This is a genomic window from Pedobacter sp. ASV12, from assembly GCF_016429155.1.
Taxonomy (GTDB): domain Bacteria; phylum Bacteroidota; class Bacteroidia; order Sphingobacteriales; family Sphingobacteriaceae; genus Pedobacter.
On sequence record NZ_JAELUC010000008.1, the window covers coordinates 27,963 to 46,401 of the forward strand.

Genomic DNA, 18,439 nt, shown 5'->3' on the forward strand with positions numbered 1-18,439 from the left:
TTGTTTATTTTTGCACTTCAAATACACCGAAGTGGGCAAGGATAAATTAAGAAAATTTGCAGAAATAGATACTTTTCCAAATGTATACCAATTGCATCTGGGCAAAGTAATGAAAGGAAAATGGGCGACGGACCATTTTAAAAACGATCATCCAATTGTGTTGGAGCTGGCCTGTGGCAAAGGCGAATATGCCGTAAACCTGGCCAGGCTTTTTCCAGAAAAAAATTTTATAGGCGTTGACCTTAAAGGCAACCGCATTTGGCGCGGGGCCAAAACCGGCGTAGAAGAAGGTATTCAGAACTTGGCCTTTTTAAGGATCCAGATTGAAGATATCCTCGAGTTTTTTGCGCCCGGAGAAATTGACGAAGTGTGGATAACTTTTGCCGATCCGCAGCCACAAATCAGCAGAGAGAAAAAGCGCCTCACCTTTCCGGGCTTTTTAGAAAAATACAAAATCTTGTTAAGGCCCGGTGGCAAAGTCAATTTAAAAACCGATAACGACGGTCTTTATGATTATACCTGCGAAAAAGTAGAAGAACTAGGCCTGGTTACGCACAAAAATACCAATCACCTCTACCAATCTGAATTTGCCGATGAGGTATTGTCTATCAAAACGCATTACGAAAGAATATATTTAAAACACGATAAGAACATCAATTATATTCAATTTTCATTCAGCTAATGGACGATTCTTTTTATGACCAGGTTTACGAAGTAGTGCGGCTCATCCCGAAGGGCAGGGTAACTTCGTATGGCGCTATTGCCAAGGCCCTGGGCACGGCCAAATCGTCGCGTATGGTGGGCCACGCCATGGCGTATGCCGGTACGTCCAAACCCAAGGTGCCAGCGCATCGTGTGGTGAACAGCAACGGCTTGCTTACGGGCAAATTTCACTTTTCGCCACCATCGCTTATGCAGGAATTGCTGGAAAAAGAAGGCTTGAAGATAGAAAACGATAAAGTAAAAGATTTTAAAAAGGTGTTTTGGGATCCCTTGATTGAGATTTAGCAATTTGCATCCCTGTTCAACAATCAACATACAATATTCATGGGAAAATTAGTAGAAGAATTTAATGCCTATCGCAGCAAAATGAACGATAGGATCATGGAAACGGCCAATACCAATATCAAGCGTTTTTTTGCCCTCGATACCACCAGTTATGCGGCCGGTGCTTTAGATGTAAAAACCAAAGAAATGTTGGGCCTGGTAGCTTCTATGGTTTTGCGTTGCGACGATTGCATCAAATATCATTTAGAAAAATGCCATAACGAAGGGGTAACCAACGACGAAATGAACGAAATCTTTATGATTGCCAATTTGGTGGGCGGTTCTATCGTTATTCCGCATTACCGCCGTGCCGTGGAGTACTGGGATGATCTTGCGTCCATTGCTGAAAAATAATTAGCCAGGCTTGCGGCTTTGCTAGGAGGAGCCAACGAAGCAAGCTGGTTTTACGGGTTAGCCTTCAAACTCGAGACGAGCTTTACTTGTGCATCTCATTGTAGGCTTTGATAAAAGCCATCAAGCTCTTATCGTCAAAGCTTTCGGTATCTTTGATGCGTTGGGCCAAATCTTCGTCGTTGGCTAGTTTTTGGAGCAGAATGGCTTTTGTCGTGGTGATTTTTCCGGCATCTAAGGAGATTTCCTGCATAGGGCCGGTGCCCGGTCTTTCGATAAAATAACTGACTTTGCCTTTGGGGCCGTCGTTGAGTTCGGCATCGTTTCTTCGGCCACCTCCGCCAAAGGTAATGCCCCCGCCTAAGCCGCCTCCAAGTCCGCCAGAACCTAAGCCTACGCCAAATGATGGCCTTATTTTAGGCCTTGAGGGTGCAGGCGCTTGTACGGTTACCGCTTTGTCGCCATACGAATAAAGGTTAACCGTGCCGATTTCTACCAGCTTAAAAAAGCGGTAGTCGGCCTTTTTCTTCGATATGATGGGCTTGCTTTCGTAAGTCTCGCCATTCCAAACAAAAGATTTGATGTCTTTGGCCTGATACTGCACCAAACTCTGGTCGTCTTGCATCAACACAACCGAGCTGTAATTGGTGCCCTTGATTACGCCCCGAACAAAATTGCCCTCGCTAATCAGCACCACATCCTGGGCCCAAAGCCTGGTGCCCGCAAGTAACAGCAACAAAAGAAATTTAAACGCTTTCATGTACACAAATAACGTAAATTATTTGTGCTTGTTACCGCATAAGAGAGGTTTTTAACAATTTTTACCTTCGAATAATTTTATCGCTACTCGACATGACTTTGTTTTTGTTGGCGTAGTTTGCCGCAAAACCAGGTTGATAAAGCCGTAAAATAAAAATAATAATGGGCTTAAAGGATAGGCAGACTATTAGTACCTTTATGCTGCAAATACAATAAACCAATGGACAAAAAACTTTTCCTTTTAGACGGAATGGCGCTGATTTACCGTGCGCATTTTGCATTAAGCAAGAACCCTCGCTTTACTTCGGGCGGCATTAATACCTCGGCAGTAATGGGCTTTGCCAATACCTTGCTCGAGGTGCTCAAAAAGGAAAAACCAAGCCATATTGCCGTTGTTTTCGATACCGATGCGCCAACCGAAAGACATACCGATTTCGAAGCCTACAAAGCCCATCGCGAGGCGATGCCCGAAGACCTTTCCAAAGCCCTGCCCTATGTGTTTAGGCTGATCGAAGGTTTTAATATTCCGGTCATTACGCTCGACGGCTACGAAGCCGACGATATTATCGGTACATTGGCCAAAGAAGCCGAACGCCAAGATTTTAAGGTCTTTTGCATGACTCCGGATAAGGATTTTGCCCAACTGGTGTCTGACAATATTTTCATTTACAAGCCTGCACGAATGGGCAACGAAATGGAGATTTTAGGGGTGAAAGAAGTGCTGGCCAAGTGGGAAATTGAGCGGGTAGACCAGGTGATCGATATTTTGGGCCTATGGGGCGATGCTGTAGACAATATTCCGGGTATTCCGGGCATTGGCGAGAAAACGGCTAAAGCGCTCATCAAGCAATACGGCAGCATGGAAAATATCATTGCCAACGCACACGAGCTGAAAGGCAAGCAACGTGAAAATATTGAGAACTTTGCGGCACAAGGCTTGGTTTCTAAAAAACTGGCCACCATTATCCTCAACGTTCCTATCGAGTTTAACGAAACCGCTTTGCAGCTGGAAGAGCCCAGCCGCGAATTATTGGAGCCCCTGTTTGCCGAACTCGAGTTCAGGACCATTGGCCGTAGGGTTTTTGGGGAAGAATTTAACGTAAACGAGGCCAAAGCCAATCCAAACGGTCAGAAAGACCTGTTTGGCAACGACGTAGCGGTAACTGTTGCCCTGGAAGTAAAAACAACATCGCAGCCCTCGCTGTTCGATACGCCCATAGATGCCAAAAACATCAGCAATACCCCGCATAACTACATCCTGGTTGATACACCAGAGGCCAGAAAAAACCTGATTGATACGTTGCTTCAACAAGAAAGCATTTCTTTTGACACCGAAACCACCGGAACCGATGCCAACCTGGCCGATTTGGTGGGCTTGTCTTTCGCGATCAATGTCGGAGAAGGCTATTACATTCCGGTGCCAGCCGATAGAGCGGCTGCGCAAGCCATTTTAGACGAGTTCAGGCCTGTGCTCGAAAATGAGAAAATTGCCAAGATCGGACAGAACATCAAGTACGATATGCTGGTGCTTAAATGGTATGACGTAGCCATCAAAGGCGAGCTATTCGATACCATGCTGGCCCATTACCTGATCGATCCTGATACCCGCCACAACATGGATGTGCTTTCAGAGAATTATTTGGGCTACACACCAATTTCGATTACCTCGCTGATTGGCGCCAAAGGCAAGGCCCAAGGCAACATGCGCGATGTGCCGGTAGAAAGCGTGGTAGATTACGCCGCCGAAGATGCCGATGTAACCCTGCAACTGGCCAATATTTTTAAACCGATGCTGGTAGAGCGCAATGCCGCCAAACTGGCTGCCGAAATAGAAAATCCGTTGATTTACGTACTGGCCGATATGGAAAAAGAGGGCGTGCGGATTGACATTGATACCCTCAATGCCTACTCGATCGAGTTGCAACAGGAAATTATCAAGGCCGAGCAAAGCGTTTACGACAAAGCCGGACTGAAATTCAACCTCGCCTCGCCTAAACAGCTCGGCGAAGTGTTGTTCGATCATCTTAAGCTCGACCCGAAGGCCAAGAAAACCAAAACGGGTCAGTACCAAACCGGCGAAGATGTTTTGACATTGTTGGCCAATAAGAGTGATATTGTACAGGATATTTTGGACTTCCGCCAGATGCAAAAGCTTAAATCTACTTATGTGGATGCCTTGCCCTTGCTAGTTAATCCCAAAACGGGCCGGGTGCATACCAGCTATAACCAGGCAGTAGCCGCTACGGGCAGGCTTAGCTCCAACAATCCGAACCTGCAGAATATCCCAATCCGAACCGAGCGTGGCCGAGAAGTGCGCAAGGCCTTTATTGCCAGAGATGCCGACCATATGTTGCTCTCGGCCGATTATTCGCAGATCGAGTTGCGCATCATTGCCGAGATCAGCAAGGAAGAAAACATGCTTGATGCTTTTAGCAAAGGCATCGATATCCATACGGCAACAGCCGCCAAAGTATATGGCATTGGCATCGAAGAAGTGGATTCGATGCAGCGCCGCAATGCCAAAGCGGTAAATTTTGGCATCATATACGGACAGTCGGCTTTCGGCTTGTCGCAAAACCTCAATATTCCGCGCAAGGAAGCGGCCGAAATCATCGAGCAGTATTTTATCCAATACCCAGGCATTAAGCGTTACATGAGCGATACCATGAACTTTGCCCGCGAAAACGGATTTGTAGAAACGATTATGGGGCGCAGAAGGTACCTCCGCGATATTAATTCGGCCAATGCCACCGTGAGGAGCTACGCCGAGCGAAATGCCATTAATGCCCCGATACAAGGCTCGGCAGCCGATCTGATCAAGATAGCGATGATCAATATCCATCACGATATTAAAGCACAGCAGCTCCAATCGAAAATGACCATGCAGGTACATGACGAGTTGGTGTTCGATGTGGTAAAAACCGAAGTAGAACAGATGAAAGCCATTATTGCCAACCGCATGAAAACAGCCATCAAAACCCAGGTGCCTATCGAAATTGAAATTGGTGAAGGCGATAACTGGCTGGCGGCACACTAAAGCTAAATTAGGATGAAAAAGCTCTTGTTATTAGCATTGCTGCTGTATACCACATCGCTGGCCGCACAAACAGATACCGCTTATGCCTATGTTGACGCCAACTATAAAGCGGTTAAAGGCTGGAATGAGGCAACCTACTATTACAAAGCCTATAAAAAAGACAGTACCGGCTATATCCTATCGGTTCATAACCGGGCAGGCCAGCTGCAAAAGCGCGAAATCTATTTGGATGCAGGCTTGACCATCAAGAACGGACAAGCGGTGGTTTATAATGACGGCAAGCCCACCTACAAGGGCATATACATCAACAATGAACGCGAAGGTGTTTTTGTAGCGTATGATACACTTGGTCATGTACTCAGAACGGAAAGCTACCAGAGAGACACCTTGGATGGGCCCTATAATTCTTATTGGCCTAATGCCAGCATCAAGGAAACCGGTAATTATAAAAGAGGCAAAAAAGCCGGCGAATGGATTCTTCAATATGAAAGTGGCAAGCCAGCCATCATCGAAAAGTTTACCGATTATGGGGATTCTTACAGCAAAACCTGTTTTGATGAATCGGGGAAGGAAACGACCCTGGGTCAGATCGAAGCCCCGCCATCATTTCCTGGTGGCATAGACAAGTTTTATATGTTGCTTGCAAGAAATGTAAAATATCCGCCAGATGCGGCAGAGAAGCATATTGAGGGAGAAGTGCGCATGTCGTTTCTAATAACGGAAACCGGTGCTGTTGAAAATATCAGGGTGGAGCGGGGTTATCATCCCAGCTTGGATGCAGAGGCCCTAAGGGTGATGAAGCTTTCGCCAAAATGGATACCGGGCAAGCTATTTGGTAAGCCAGCCCGGGTAATATATAGCATCCCTATACGATTTAGCCTGAGATGATTGTATTGGCATACGGCTGCCTAAGCAGGTGTTTGCTCCGTTTTTAGACAAAAAATAGCAATAAGATCTAAGACGAAGTTAAAGTTTACGTCGTTTTATTAAGGTACTGCTTAATTTGTTGCCGACTGAAAATAATTCGGTAAATTTAGGTGTAATTAAATCATTTGAGGGCTTAATACGAAGAAATATGAAAAGGTATGTTTTATTGCCGCTGTTCTTGTTGACTGCTGCAACTCTGTTTGCCCAGCAAGATACCACACTTATTTATTCGAACCCAGGCTATAATAAAGACCCATTACGTTCTAAATGGCGCAAGGAAGTTGTGCATAAAGACAGCCTTTGGGTAGTGATGCTGTATAATGGCAAAGACGAGCTGCGCGAGCGCATCAGTTATGGCGACGAAAAACTGAGCGTAAGAAGTGGCCCTTATGCTTTTTACGAAAACGGCAAACTGGTAGAATCGGGAGATTTTGACAAGGGCTATAAATATGGCGAATGGAAGGTCTTGTTTCCCAATGAGCAGGTACACGAAAAGGCCAACTATGCCTGGAATACGCTCCATGGTAACTATCGCCTGTATTGGGATAATGGCCATGTAAGGAAAGAAGGGCGCTACAGCCGGGGCAAGAAGGTGGGCAACTGGCGCATGTTTCATCAAAACGGCAAACTGGCGCTCAAAGAAAACTACGATGACAACGGGCAGCTTACCGAGGGCGAGTATTTTGATGCCGAGGGCAAGCCTGTAGCCAAAACGGAAGTGGTATCGCCACCAAATTATAAAGGAGGCCTAGCCGCTTTTTATCAGCTTTTTGCACGTAGCTTTAAATACCCAGCCAACCTGCCCAAGGAAGAAGTGCCGGCAAAAATAAACATTGATTTTGAGGTGACGAGCAAAGGGAGGATTACCGCTGTTGGCTTTCCGCAAAATACCAACCCTAAATTGAAGCGCGAAATACTCAAGGTATTGGCTTTGTCTTTGGGTAATTGGGTTCCAGGGACCGAATTGGGCGAAGCTGTTGATATGCAGTATATTTTGCCATTAGAAATTTTACTTCAACAATAAAATGTTTAACTTCATTCAATCTTCATTTTAATAAAACAATTTTACATCAACAAAATGGAAAACTTGAAGCCTCTGTAAACGAGAGGTTCATTAAAAATTAAAAAATTAGCATCATGAAAAAATTATTAGGTCTTATTGCAATTGCAGTATTAGGTGCAAGCACCACTTTCGCACAAACTCCAGCCACAGCACCGGTAGCTAAAAAAGCAGCAGCGGCCAAAACAGCTGTTAAAGCCGAAGCTAAAAAAGCAGACGAAAAAGCTGCCACAGTAAAAGCTACTGCACCGGCAGCCGCTAAAAAAGAAGTTAAAAAAGTAGCGGCTTCAGCCACTCCAACCAAAAAAGACGGTACTCCAGACATGCGCTTTAAAGCAAACAAAGATGCAAAAGCTGCTCCAGCTGCAGGCCCAACCAAAAAAGACGGCACTCCAGATATGCGCTATAAAGCCAACAAAGCCGCAAAGAAAAACTAAGTCATAGCTAGTTTTATTAATTTAAGGTTTAATTGAAAAAGGCTCCCGAGCAATCGGGAGCCTTTTTATTGTGTTGGGCTACAAACTGATGGTTTCGCCTATGGCTGGCAGCAATAAGGTCTTGTGGGCCCGTTTAAAGCTCTCTACGGCCGTTTCAGAGTCGATGGCAATAACCGGAAAGGTGTCGTAGTGTACACCGATTATTTTATCGCAGTTGATGTAGTTGGCTGCGATAACCGCATCGTCAACATCCATGGTGTAGTTGCCGCCGATTGGCAAAATGGCATAGTCCAATTTGTAAAGCTCGGCCAGTAACTTCATTTCCAGCGTAAGGCCGGTGTCGCCTGCAAAATAAATCTGATGCTGATCTAGCTCCAGCACAAAGCCAGCCGGATTGCCTCCGTAGCTTCCGTCGGGCAGCCCAGAGGAGTGGGTGGCCCAAACCATGCGTATTTTTCCGAAATCGAAAGTGTACTTGCCAAAATTCATCGGATGTACTTTTTCGATGCCCTGCTTGCCTAACCAGCCTGCAATTTCGGGAATGGAAATGACCGTGGCCTGTGTTTGCTTGGCCAAGGCAACCAGATCGGCTACGTGATCGCCATGCCCATGGCTTACCAAAATATAGTCGGCCTCGATTTTAGTGCTATCGATATGCGTTGCCAAGGGGTTTGGACTGATAAACGGATCGAAAAGGAATTTTTTGCCGGCCTCCGTCTCTAACAGAAAACAAGATTGGCCATAATATGTATATTTCATTTTTTTTGCTTGAGATTTAAGATACTAGATATGAGATGTGAGATGTGGGATTTGAGGGGCGAAATATGAGCGCTGAGATTTTAAAATGGAATGCCCTTTCCGATTTTTAATCCTCAGCCTTCTATCCCATACCTGCTGTTTAAGCGCCGAACATACCGCCCAATCCACCAAGCATGTCTTTGGTTGCGGCCTGCATTTCTACGGCACTGACCTGGTCGGCCTGTTGCAGGGCTTTGTTTACGGCAGTTAGGAGCAGTTCTTCCAGCGCTTCTTTATCGGCTTGTTTATAAAAATCTTCGTCAATGGTAATGGCGGTAACTGCTTTGTTTGCCGTTGCGGTAACGCGAATGGCACCGCCTTCAACTTCTCCAAACACTGAAACGGTATCTAATCTTTTTTTAATTTCATCTGCCTTTTGCTGGGCAGCCATCAATTTATCGAACATAGCTCTTAGTTTTAAATTATAAGTCGAAAATAAGGGAAAATGTTTTAAAAAATTACAGCCTTCTGCCCAAGGTAAACCCGGTTATCGGTTGTGTAAACTCGAGCGCCGAAGTGGCCACAGAGGCTTGTCCGGTCGACAAATTAATCTGATAGAGCTTGTTTTTCCCCTCTACCGTAAAAATGCCGTAAGCAGTATCGCCAATGTTGCTAAAGCTAATGTCGAACCCGTTAACGGCGCTGATTATAATTTTTAAATCGCCAACAGGGCTCAATAAACCTGAATTTTGGTCTTGCGTGTAGAGCTTGTTCAGCACGTGGTCTATCACATAAAGCCTGCTTGTGGTGCTGCCTGCAATATTGTTGCTATAGGCGGCTGCACTTACCGTTGGCGAACCTGTGCTGGTTGATAGGTTGGGCTGTACTGAAACGCTGGCGGTAATCGGGTTGATACGCAGGTTTTGTGCCGTATTGCTTACCACGCGGATGATATCTTCTTGCGGGCTGAAATCGAAACCAAAACTTGTGCCGGCTAAGGCAGAGGCAAAGGTACCCGTGCCTGCCTGCGTAAACAGGCCTGTGCTCAGGTTAACCGTGTAAAGCCTGTTGCTGCTGCCTAAGGCATAAACCTGGCCGTTTAAAGGCCTCATGTCTATACCCAGTACCGTTTCTCCGCTCTGCATGCCCGTAATGGTTTTGGCAACTGCCACAGTTGTACTTAAAGTAGGGTCGAAAATAAGTAAGGTGTTGGCCTTGTTGGCATCAATAGTAGTGGCATAGGCTACAGGATTGGTCGGAATGGCGATGCTTTGTATAGCGATGTTGCCTGTAAACTTACCGACTAATTTGGTTACCTTTCTGTCTAAATCAATGCTGAATAAACCGACGAAGTCTTTTAAAGTACCTGCCAGGAGTACGTTTTTGTTGTTTGGCGAAATATCCAAACACACGTTGTTGCCTACATCCTGACCTAAATCGGCCACTTTGGTTAAGGTGCCGCTGTTTTGGGGCTCTTGTTTGTTTAAGGTTTTGGCTACGGGGTCAATACCGTATAAGGTGGTAGTGCTTGCCCCGGCAGTACTGTTGGTATAGGAAATGCCCATCACAGTGCCTCCGCTAATGTTGGCGTCGGTGGCCTCAACGGTAGCCGTTTCGGGGTTGATGCGCAGGTTTTGGCCGGTGTTACTCACCAGCCTGAGGCGATCGGTTGTAGGATCAAAGTCTATGCTGATTACCGTGCCCGAAACAGCAGGCGTAAGCGGTGCGGTGGCTATTGCGCGCGCCAATCCGGTACTCAAGTTAATGATGTATAGCTTGCTGGCATCGCTAATGCCATACAGGTCGCCCGTTGTAGGCCTAAAGTCGATGCTCAACATTTTTTCAGTCGGGCTCATGCCTGTAATGCTTACACTATTGAGCGATGTTTTGATGCTTTTGGCATTGTACTTCAGCAAGGTATTGTTATTGGCGAGTACATAGAAGTCTTGGTCTGGCCCCGAAAGCGGCAGATTGATTTGGGTACTTTCCTTTTTGCAGGATAAGGATATTGAAAAGAAGAAGAGCAATGCACAAAGTTTAAATGCAATTGTGCGATTGAGTTTGAAGGCCGTTTTTTTCATCTGTTTATTATTCGTTATTCGGGTAGGCAAGCCCGCAGACTGTTGTAAGTTGATGGTGGCTTTCTTTGTCGAACAGCGGCTTAACAAGGCTTGTTTTTTGAAGCCAAGATAAGCTTAATATTTAAATTAAACGTGTTTTGGCACGTTCATATTGCGATGGCCATCTTACATCAACGCCGAGCTGAAAGGCAGCATGAAGCGGAAAGTAAGGATCTCTCAGTAATTCCCTCGCCAAAAAAATCAGGTCTGCTTCTTCTTGTTGCAAAATGGTTTCGGCTTGTTGGGCTTCGGTAATCAATCCAACGGCGCCGGTTATCATCCCTGTTTGTTGTTTAATGGCCTTGGCAAAGGGCACTTGGTAGCCGGGCTGTACCGGTATTTGCTGGTGCAGATCTAAACCGCCCGAAGAAGTATCAATGACATCGACCCCTTTGGCTTTAAGCAAAGCCGATAGGCGTACCGATTCTTCTTCGTTCCAGCCTCCCTCTACCCAATCGGTTGCCGAAATGCGAACAAACAGAGGGTTTTCAGCTGGCCAGGTTTCCTGTACCGCTTCAACAACTTCTAATAAAAGTCGAATGCGGTTTTCAAAACTGCCCCCATATTCATCGTTGCGGAGGTTGCTTAGGGGCGATAAAAACTGATGCAACAGGTAGCCATGTGCGGCATGTATTTCTACGACTTGAAACCCAGCCCATAAGGCTCGTTTGGCGGCTTCTCTAAAATCGGCTTTAACTTTGGTCAAACCGTCAAGATCTAAAGCCAGGGGTATTTTGTCTGTCGGGTTAAAAGGCAATGCACTCGGGGCTAGGGTTGGCCAGCCTCCGTTAGTGTGGTCTAATTGCTTGGGGTTTTGCCAAGGAATATCGAAACTGGCCTTGCGGCCGGCATGTGCCAATTGAATACCCGAAACGGCTCCGTTTTGGTGAATAAAATCGGTAATTTCCTGAAGCTTGGCAATGTGTTCGTCTTTCCAAATTCCAAGGTCGGCAATAGAAATGCGGCCTTCTGGCGAAACGGCTGTAGCTTCGGTAAGCACCAGTGCGGCGCCCCCAACGGCACGGCTGCCCAAATGTACCAGGTGCCAGTTGTTGGCAAAGCCATCGGTTGAAGAATATTCGCACATTGGCGATACCACAATACGGTTTTTAAGGGTAATGTTTTTTAGGTGAAGAGGGGTGAAGAGTAGGGCCATTGCTCAAATTTTTGACAAATTAACAATAAGCCAAGGTATTTGTTTAACCGAGGAAGAACTTAAACAATCAGATGACAGGCGCTTAGTTCATCAAGGCGGTGTTAAAACCCACAAAAAGCTTGAAGAGCTGCTCGTAAACAGTAAATGGGAGGGTTTTAGGCTGGTCGTATACATCGTGGTAAGCTGTAATGCCACCCTGTGTATAAAGAAAAAATGCAGGCACACCCTTTTCGGTAAAAAAATAATGGTCGCTGTTGGCCGCTTTTCCCCTGGGGTTGATCTTGACCAGAAAATGTCCAGCATCATTGATTTGGTTAAGCAGGGCAAACGCGGCGGGGTATTGGGTCGCATTAACTACGGTAGCTCCGGTTTCGCCGGTGCCAACCATGTCCACATTAAGGAGGAAGCGAACTTTTTTAAGATCGACCAATGGATTTTCAGTAAAATATTTGGAGCCTAAAATACCGGCTTCTTCTCCGGCAAAACAAATAAAAGCCATGGTATACCGCTGCGGATGGGCGGCGTAATATTTGGCTAGGCTGAGTAGGAAAGCTACGCCGCTGCCGTTATCGTTGGCCCCCGGAAAATAAGTATCGGTGCCCATGCCCCCCAGATGGTCGTAATGAGCGGTTAGTAGCAGTATAGAATCAGGTCTGGCGGTGCCTTTTACCATGGCGCAAATATTGCTTGCCCTAAAATCGGGAATAAAAACATTTTCGATGTTGGCGACTATGGTTTGCGGTGGCTGCGTTAATGCCGATTTTTTAACCATGATTTCGGTAAAATCGTTAACCTTTTGTGCTACAGACCAGGTGAGTTTGTCTTGCAGGCTTACCACAATCCGTTCTGTTTGGGCTATAAAGTGGGTGCTGTCTTGCTGGGTGAGGTTTGTTTTGGCCACAACGCCTTTACTGGCCTGGCCTACAATAAAATCTTTGCCCGGCATGAGTTTTTTACCGTTTATTTGCAGCTCCATTTTACCCGGGAAGGTATTAACCGAAAACAGAAAGGGTTGCTTGAAGCTTTTTCCATCCATGGGTTGCAGGCCAAAGGATTTGAGCTCGGCCACTATAAAATCGGCCGCTTTTTCCATGCCGTTTTTCGTATAGCCTCGCCCCCAAAAGGCCGGAGCAGTTAGTTTTTCTAGGGTCTTGCGCGCGTATTTGAGGTCTTGCGCAAAGGCGCCGGAAGCGAATAGCAATAATACGCCAAGAACGATTTTCTTCATGTCAGCAAAGAGAGGTTTTGTAAGGCAATATACGAAATCGAAGGCTTTGTATACTTGCGAAGTTTTTTTCAGTTGGCGGGGGCGACAACTGAAAAAGCCACAGGTAGACAGATTTCGCTTGACTGATCTGTCTACCTGTGGCTTGATTATTAGGCTTAATAAATCCCTGGATCGGTATGTACGGTGACTAACCTTTGGCCAAATAAGCCAAAATGATTTTTCTGATGCCTTCCTTGTTTTGGGCAGAGCTCCAGTTTTCTTTGATCGATTGGTCGCCCAAGGCAAAAAACTGCTCGTACAATAATTTGTTGTCCACTTTGGAAGTCAATTTAATGACGTCGTTTGCCGCAAAAATAGCATCCCAGGTTTCGCGGGCATCTTTCCAAAAGTTTTGTTGCTGTTTCCACCAGGTTTGGGCATAGCCAAAAGATTTAGGGTCGGTTTTGATGAATTCTTCCATGCCTTTTTCCATGGCTAGCAATTTATCGCCGCTTTCGGTACGCAGTATTTTTTTGTTGTCTTGCTCAAACATCCAGCCTTTTGGAGTAAGGTAAAGCATGTTGCCACGGTTCAGCACATTGTAGTCGCTGCGCTCGGTATACTCGCGACGAGGTAGTGGCGAGTCGGAATTGCTTTGCCATTGGTGCCTGCCGTCAACATGCACCCAGGTGCCGATGGCTTGGTAACGTGGACTATCATCTACCTGATAAACTTTTTGGGTCCATTTGCCTTTGATGTCGTTGGCCGATAAGGTTACTTTTTTCCAGGTGTCGTTTTTGTCATATACCAAAATTTGTGGGTCTTCATAAGTCCAGTCTTCTCTCCAGTGTTTGATAATCATGCTGTCGCCTCTCATGACCAACAGGTGCTGTATAACGATTTTTTTGGGCGAGTCTTCTAAAATTACGGCCCATTCTTTGGCTGATGAACGGTGTCTTTCGTGAAACTTGTAGTCGTCGTCTGGCGAAAAAGTTTCTGCGTAGTTAAACGTTACCTTATAAAAACCTGCCAATGATTTGATGGCTTCGCGGTCTTGATCCATTTTTGATTGCGCCACTGCTCCTAAAACAGGAAGGACCAGTGCAAATAAGAGTTGTAGTTTTTTCATTGTAATGATTGTTTTTTGTGCTATTGTTTTTGCTCCGTTAAATCGCAACGGGCTTTGTTGATTTTTTTCTTCTTTTTTTTCTTTTTGCCCAACCAGATGATGAAGCCCGTAATGGGTAGGGTGGCGGCTACCAGGCTGGCAAAAAACGCCATGATTTTCCCGGTTAGACCCAAAACGGCGCCCACATGGATGTCGTAGTTCATGCCGATGAGCTTTTCGCCGGTATTTTGCTCGGAGTGATTGCGCCGGTTAATGAATTTGCCCGTGTATTGGTCAAATTGCAGCACATCGAAATCGTAATAGGTTTCTAAGCCCCTGTAGCCATAGGCCGAAATGGTTCCCGATTTGTCGGTCGGAGGGTTCATGCCAATGCGGTCAACACCTTTCAGCATTTGACGAGCCTGTTCAAAAGAGATATCCAAGGGGTGTGAAACCTTGGCCCCCGTGCTGTCTGATTTGAAGGTTTTAACGATTGGTGGCGTAGTGCTTTGCGAAGCCACCGCATATACTGTTGCCTGAAACCATTGGAAGGCCCATACCAGGCCGGTTAAGGCTAATATGAGGCAAACAAGTAGCGCATAAAAGCCTGGTACGTTATGCAGGTCGTAATTGAGACGTTTAAACTTGGCTTTCCATTTAACCTTGAAGCTTTTATCGAAATTGGATTTTTTAAGGTTTTTGGGCCACCAATGGATCATGCCGGTAATGAGTAGGATCACGAAGATAAAAGTGCTCCAGCCTACCAGCTGTTGCCCGATGGGGTGATTGATCAGCAAACTCCAATGGATGAATTTGACCACGTTAAAAAAATCGTATTTGTAGTCTTTAACCAGGTTTACTTTCCCGGTATAGGGATTAACGTAAACTACTTTGTAATAATCAATCGCATCGAAATAGAAAAAGGCATTAGGATTGCCGGCTTTGTAGCTGCCGAAAATCCAGGCCCGTTCTGGCGACTGGTAAGTTTCTACAAAGCCTACTTTAATGCCATTGCCCAAAGCCTTTTCGGCTTCTTTTTGCAACTGACTTAAGGGCAATGGCTGTGCTTTTGCCGGTGGGTTAACAAATATTTCGTCGTGATGGATCCACGCTGTTATTTCAACCTGAAAGGCAAAGATGCAGCCCGTGGTGGCCACGATAAACACAATAAGGCCCGAAAACAGCCCCAGCCAAAGGTGGAGCCAATCGCTTATACGCCTAAAGCGCGATTTTTTTGTTTGATTGGATGTGGGCTTTGTGGTGCTCATTTTTTAAAGAAGAACCAATCGACCGCTTAAGGCCAATTGGCTGCAAGATTAATTGTTGCTAAGGGTTATTGTGCCTGTACGAAATAGGTTGCCACATGCCAAACCTTGTCGTATTTTTTCCCGTCGAGTTCTCCAGGCGTGGCATCTTCCTTAAAGGCTTCTAAAAAGTAATTGCCTTTTTGTGCTGGTTTAAAATCAAACTTGCCGTTGGCATCAGTTACAGGTTCTTGTTTTTTTCTTTCGGTATCAACAACCGCTAGCTTCTGTGCGGCAAAGGGTGCTTTGTTGTACAGCACTTGATGGGGCACCGAAGTACCGGCTTTAACAACAGCTTCTGATGGGCGAATGGTAAACAAAGTGTTTGCCGGATAGGCCGTGTTGATTTTTGGTGCATTTCCCACGGCAACATGTGCAAAAGCATAGTACGCTATTTTGGCGTGTTCGTAAATGGTTTTTACTTCGTGCACAACCGATAAGGTGTAAGTGCCGTCTTGGTCTGGCGTAAAACTCGCTTTGAAGCAATGCACATCGGCCACCGTCTTTAAAATTCTGGCGGTGCCATTTGGAGCGGTTAGCAGCAGGCTGAAGTCTTTGAGGTTGCTGAACCATTTGGCCGTCGAATCGGGTTGGTTTTCTTCATATTCGCCAAAGAATATTCTCACTTCCTGAGCCTGTCCCTTTTTGCCGGTTGAAGCGGTTTCTATCCATAGGGCATGGGCAAAGGCGCCACTAATGCTCAAGGCGAGTAGTACCACTACCAAAACTGTTTTTTTCATCGTCATTTAGTTTAAAATTTATAGGCTATGCTTAATCTGTAGTTTCTTGGGGCTTCGGCTTGCCAGTAATACGCATTTAACCAAGCGTAGTAGGAACCCGAGTACAGGTAACGATTTAAGAGGTTAAATGCGTTGGCCGTAATCCTGATTTTATCCCTGCCATAGTAAACACCGCCATCTAGCTTAAAGTAGTTTGGTAGTTTTTGCAACCCAACGCTCCAGGTATCTGTAGCCCGATCGGCCATATAGGTAAAGCCGGCCGATACGCCAGCACCTTTTAATGCGCCGTTTTGTATAGCGTAGCTCAGCCAGCCGTTGGCTACATGCTTGGCAAAGCCCGGAACAACGTCGCCAACGGTAAAGCCCGTTACTCCTGGGGTTACCTTGGTTACTTTGCTGTCGGTATAAGCGTAGTTGGCAATGAGTTTAAGGCCGGGAAGGATTTCGCCCCTAAGGTCGAATTCAACGCCCTGTGCTCTTTTTTCGCCGAATGCGATGCTATAGGTTTCTTTAGAGCCATCTGGGCGGGTTCCATTTGATGGATCGGCAGTAAGTTCGTTTTGTTTCAAGATTCTATACACCGATAATGTGGTATTCCATTGGCCATCAAACCAGTCTTTTTTGAGGCCAAATTCGGTATTGGTGCCGGTAATCGGATCAGGTGTGGCGCCACTGCGCAAAATGCCGCTTTGAGGCGTGAAGGCTTGGTCGTAAACACCGTAAACTGCCGTGTTTTTATCGATAGAAACACTCAGGCCTAGGCGAGGAGTAATTTTATCGGCTTTGTCGGCCGCGGCGCCCCACGATGATTGGCTGACATAGGTATAGCGGCCAGCCAGGGTGAGGCGTACCCTATTTTTAAAAAAGCCCATTTCTTCTTGAACATAGCCGCTCAGGTACTTTTGATCCATTAAGCCACCAATGGCAACGGCTCTTTCCTTTACGCTTTTGGTACGGTCAAAATTGGGATAGCCGTTTGCAGGATAGCCATAGTTTGGATGATAGATGTTAAATGGCGCTGTAGGTAAATCCAAATCGTGCGATTGACCCCAGTCGGCAAAGTATTCTTTTTTGCCGCCATCAAAGCCAGCTAAAATGCGGTGGGTTATGCCTCCGGTTTTAGCTTCGCCGTTGATGAATAATTGGCCCAGTTTCATGGTGCTTTCGGCATCCCAAATGGCTACATTTCTAATCACATCGCCATTCTTGCTTACAGCCGATGGCCATGAGCTGGTGCCGGTTTGCAGGTACCTGAAATAGGCCGCCTGTGCCGTAATTTTCCACTTGTCGCCAAGATTTTGGGTGAGGTTCAAGAACAAACTATGGTCTTTGATGCGGGTTGGATCAACGCCAGGCTGGGTCATGGTAAATTTAGGGCCAACTTTGGCGTATTGATTGGTACCAAACACGTAGTAAGAGCCTACCTCGGTCATTTTTGCGTTTTGCAAGGTGTATTCGGCGGTAAATTTGGTGCTATTGGTAATTTGATAGCTCAACGAAGGCGCAAAGCTATAACGGTCGTTTTGTTCAAAAGGCCTGAAGCTGCCTTTGTGCTGTACGGCGGTGTTCAGCCTAAACAATAATTTGCCATCGGCTGTTATTTTGCGGTCAAGATCAACGGTTGTTCTGTACAGATCGTAGCTGCCTGCGGTAAAAGAAACTTCGCCCGTGTTGGTGCCCATTGGCTTTTTGGTTACTACATTGTATAGGCCGCTCGGATCGCCATTGCCCAACATAAAGCCTGCCGGACCTTTTACAAATTCGATGTGATCAACAAAGCTCATGTCTTCGGTTAGTGGCCCCCAAAAAGAGGCTACTACATTAAAGCCGTTGCGCATAGCCTGGATTTGTGAGCCACGCATGGTAATGTTGGTGTATAAATCGCCCCAGTGCTCTAATTTTACGGCACCGCTTACGTTGCGGATCAAACCATCGCTCATGCTGATTACCTGTTGATCGGCCAAGGCCTCACCACTTACAATCTGGATGTTTTGTGGCGCTTCCAATACAGGTTCGTTAAGCCTTAGGGAAGATGATGGCGTACCGATTTTATAGTTGTTTTTGCGGGCCTGGATGGAAACTTCTTTCAGAATTTGGCTGTTTTCGGTCAGCACGAAATCCAATGTTGCTGTTTCTCCAGCGGCAAGCGTTATCATTTTTTCTTGGGTATTGATGCCAACGGCACTCACCTTTAAAGTATAACTTCCGGCCTTGATTTTGGTAAAGGTGTATTCGCCGTTTTCGTTGGTAGCAGTGCTTTGGTTTTTGTTTTTGAGGCCTATGCTTACAAAAGCGGCGGGCTGGCCGTCGGCCGTGGTAATTTTTCCTCTAAGGCTACTAAATTGTTGTGCAAAAACAATGGAATGGGTTAACACCATCACTGTTGTTAGTATAATGAGTCTAATTCTATTCATTTTATGGAGTACTTTTTAATTATTTAAAATTTGA

The 18,439-nt window shown here is 45.9% G+C and carries 17 protein-coding genes; 7 read left to right on the forward strand and 10 right to left on the reverse strand.

Annotated elements, in window-relative coordinates:
- Positions 1 to 31 precede the first annotated feature (31 nt).
- Genes trmB through JHD69_RS04135 form a run of 3 tightly spaced genes read left to right on the forward strand, consistent with a single transcriptional unit; the run spans position 32 to position 1,401 of the window.
- Positions 32 to 682, forward strand: a complete 651-nt coding sequence (trmB, locus tag JHD69_RS04125; RefSeq protein WP_199137742.1) for a tRNA (guanosine(46)-N7)-methyltransferase TrmB — start codon at positions 32 to 34, stop codon at positions 680 to 682.
- Complete coding sequence (locus JHD69_RS04130; protein WP_199137674.1) at positions 682 to 1,008, forward strand: MGMT family protein; 327 nt, start codon at positions 682 to 684, stop codon at positions 1,006 to 1,008. The genes trmB and JHD69_RS04130 overlap by 1 nt, the downstream gene beginning before the upstream one ends.
- Before the next feature lie 39 nt (positions 1,009 to 1,047).
- Positions 1,048 to 1,401, forward strand: coding sequence for a carboxymuconolactone decarboxylase family protein (locus JHD69_RS04135; RefSeq protein WP_199137676.1), 354 nt, complete (start codon positions 1,048 to 1,050; stop codon positions 1,399 to 1,401).
- An 82-nt stretch (positions 1,402 to 1,483) separates the two neighbouring features.
- Here JHD69_RS04135 and JHD69_RS04140 read toward each other — a convergent pair whose 3' ends face one another.
- Positions 1,484 to 2,158 carry a hypothetical protein gene (locus JHD69_RS04140; protein WP_199137678.1) on the reverse strand — a complete coding sequence of 225 codons (675 nt, stop codon included), beginning with the start codon at positions 2,156 to 2,158 and terminating at the stop codon, positions 1,484 to 1,486.
- A gap of 219 nt (positions 2,159 to 2,377) precedes the next feature.
- On the opposite strand from JHD69_RS04140, the gene polA reads away from it, so the two are divergent.
- From polA to JHD69_RS04160, 4 genes are all read left to right on the forward strand, one after another.
- On the forward strand, positions 2,378 to 5,194 hold the full coding sequence (polA, locus tag JHD69_RS04145) for a DNA polymerase I (RefSeq protein ID WP_199137679.1): 2,817 nt from the start codon (positions 2,378 to 2,380) through the stop codon (positions 5,192 to 5,194).
- Positions 5,195 to 5,206: 12 nt separating this feature from the next.
- Positions 5,207 to 6,082, forward strand: a complete 876-nt coding sequence (locus JHD69_RS04150; protein ID WP_199137680.1) for an energy transducer TonB — start codon at positions 5,207 to 5,209, stop codon at positions 6,080 to 6,082.
- A 187-nt stretch (positions 6,083 to 6,269) separates the two neighbouring features.
- Entirely contained in the window at positions 6,270 to 7,145 is an 876-nt protein-coding gene (locus JHD69_RS04155) for a toxin-antitoxin system YwqK family antitoxin (RefSeq protein WP_199137681.1), read from the forward strand.
- A 113-nt stretch (positions 7,146 to 7,258) separates the two neighbouring features.
- Positions 7,259 to 7,618 (forward strand): hypothetical protein, encoded by a 360-nt coding sequence (locus tag JHD69_RS04160; protein ID WP_199137682.1) that lies wholly within the window; start codon positions 7,259 to 7,261, stop codon positions 7,616 to 7,618.
- A 78-nt stretch (positions 7,619 to 7,696) separates the two neighbouring features.
- Here JHD69_RS04160 and JHD69_RS04165 read toward each other — a convergent pair whose 3' ends face one another.
- The 9 genes from JHD69_RS04165 to JHD69_RS04205 all read right to left on the reverse strand — a co-directional run bounded on the left by JHD69_RS04165 (position 7,697) and on the right by JHD69_RS04205 (position 18,405).
- Positions 7,697 to 8,377 carry a metal-dependent hydrolase gene (locus JHD69_RS04165; protein WP_199137683.1) on the reverse strand — a complete coding sequence of 227 codons (681 nt, stop codon included), beginning with the start codon at positions 8,375 to 8,377 and terminating at the stop codon, positions 7,697 to 7,699.
- Between the two features lie 139 nt (positions 8,378 to 8,516).
- On the reverse strand, positions 8,517 to 8,822 hold the full coding sequence (locus JHD69_RS04170; protein ID WP_199137684.1) for a YbaB/EbfC family nucleoid-associated protein: 306 nt from the start codon (positions 8,820 to 8,822) through the stop codon (positions 8,517 to 8,519).
- A 52-nt stretch (positions 8,823 to 8,874) separates the two neighbouring features.
- Positions 8,875 to 10,383 carry a DUF4394 domain-containing protein gene (locus JHD69_RS04175; protein WP_233165691.1) on the reverse strand — a complete coding sequence of 503 codons (1,509 nt, stop codon included), beginning with the start codon at positions 10,381 to 10,383 and terminating at the stop codon, positions 8,875 to 8,877.
- Positions 10,384 to 10,558: 175 nt separating this feature from the next.
- Positions 10,559 to 11,632, reverse strand: a complete 1,074-nt coding sequence (gene namA / locus JHD69_RS04180; RefSeq protein WP_199137687.1) for an NADPH dehydrogenase NamA — start codon at positions 11,630 to 11,632, stop codon at positions 10,559 to 10,561.
- An 82-nt stretch (positions 11,633 to 11,714) separates the two neighbouring features.
- The gene (locus JHD69_RS04185) at positions 11,715 to 12,860 is read right to left on the reverse strand and encodes a M28 family metallopeptidase (protein WP_199137689.1); all 1,146 of its coding nucleotides are present in this window, start codon (positions 12,858 to 12,860) and stop codon (positions 11,715 to 11,717) included.
- Positions 12,861 to 13,047: 187 nt separating this feature from the next.
- Positions 13,048 to 13,968, reverse strand: coding sequence for a DUF6607 family protein (locus tag JHD69_RS04190; protein WP_199137691.1), 921 nt, complete (start codon positions 13,966 to 13,968; stop codon positions 13,048 to 13,050).
- Positions 13,969 to 13,988: 20 nt separating this feature from the next.
- Entirely contained in the window at positions 13,989 to 15,215 is a 1,227-nt protein-coding gene (locus JHD69_RS04195) for a PepSY-associated TM helix domain-containing protein (protein ID WP_199137693.1), read from the reverse strand.
- 65 nt (positions 15,216 to 15,280) lie between these two features.
- Positions 15,281 to 15,991: a DUF4198 domain-containing protein gene (locus tag JHD69_RS04200; protein ID WP_199137695.1), complete on the reverse strand. Its 711-nt coding sequence runs from the start codon at positions 15,989 to 15,991 to the stop codon at positions 15,281 to 15,283.
- An 11-nt stretch (positions 15,992 to 16,002) separates the two neighbouring features.
- Positions 16,003 to 18,405, reverse strand: a complete 2,403-nt coding sequence (locus tag JHD69_RS04205) for a TonB-dependent receptor (RefSeq protein ID WP_199137696.1) — start codon at positions 18,403 to 18,405, stop codon at positions 16,003 to 16,005.
- Positions 18,406 to 18,439: the final 34 nt, after the last annotated feature.

Coding starts and splice junctions, on each gene's coding strand:
- JHD69_RS04185 (WP_199137689.1), bottom strand. CDS start 12,860: ATGAAGAAAATCGTTCTTGGCGTATTATTGCTATTCGCTTCCGGCGCC.
- namA (WP_199137687.1), bottom strand. CDS start 11,632: ATGGCCCTACTCTTCACCCCTCTTCACCTAAAAAACATTACCCTTAAA.
- JHD69_RS04150 (WP_199137680.1), top strand. CDS start 5,207: ATGAAAAAGCTCTTGTTATTAGCATTGCTGCTGTATACCACATCGCTG.
- JHD69_RS04205 (WP_199137696.1), bottom strand. CDS start 18,405: ATGAATAGAATTAGACTCATTATACTAACAACAGTGATGGTGTTAACC.
- JHD69_RS04140 (WP_199137678.1), bottom strand. CDS start 2,158: ATGAAAGCGTTTAAATTTCTTTTGTTGCTGTTACTTGCGGGCACCAGG.
- polA (WP_199137679.1), top strand. CDS start 2,378: ATGGACAAAAAACTTTTCCTTTTAGACGGAATGGCGCTGATTTACCGT.
- JHD69_RS04190 (WP_199137691.1), bottom strand. CDS start 13,968: ATGAAAAAACTACAACTCTTATTTGCACTGGTCCTTCCTGTTTTAGGA.
- JHD69_RS04135 (WP_199137676.1), top strand. CDS start 1,048: ATGGGAAAATTAGTAGAAGAATTTAATGCCTATCGCAGCAAAATGAAC.
- JHD69_RS04200 (WP_199137695.1), bottom strand. CDS start 15,991: ATGAAAAAAACAGTTTTGGTAGTGGTACTACTCGCCTTGAGCATTAGT.
- JHD69_RS04130 (WP_199137674.1), top strand. CDS start 682: ATGGACGATTCTTTTTATGACCAGGTTTACGAAGTAGTGCGGCTCATC.
- JHD69_RS04170 (WP_199137684.1), bottom strand. CDS start 8,822: ATGTTCGATAAATTGATGGCTGCCCAGCAAAAGGCAGATGAAATTAAA.
- JHD69_RS04165 (WP_199137683.1), bottom strand. CDS start 8,377: ATGAAATATACATATTATGGCCAATCTTGTTTTCTGTTAGAGACGGAG.
- JHD69_RS04195 (WP_199137693.1), bottom strand. CDS start 15,215: ATGAGCACCACAAAGCCCACATCCAATCAAACAAAAAAATCGCGCTTT.
- JHD69_RS04160 (WP_199137682.1), top strand. CDS start 7,259: ATGAAAAAATTATTAGGTCTTATTGCAATTGCAGTATTAGGTGCAAGC.
- JHD69_RS04155 (WP_199137681.1), top strand. CDS start 6,270: ATGAAAAGGTATGTTTTATTGCCGCTGTTCTTGTTGACTGCTGCAACT.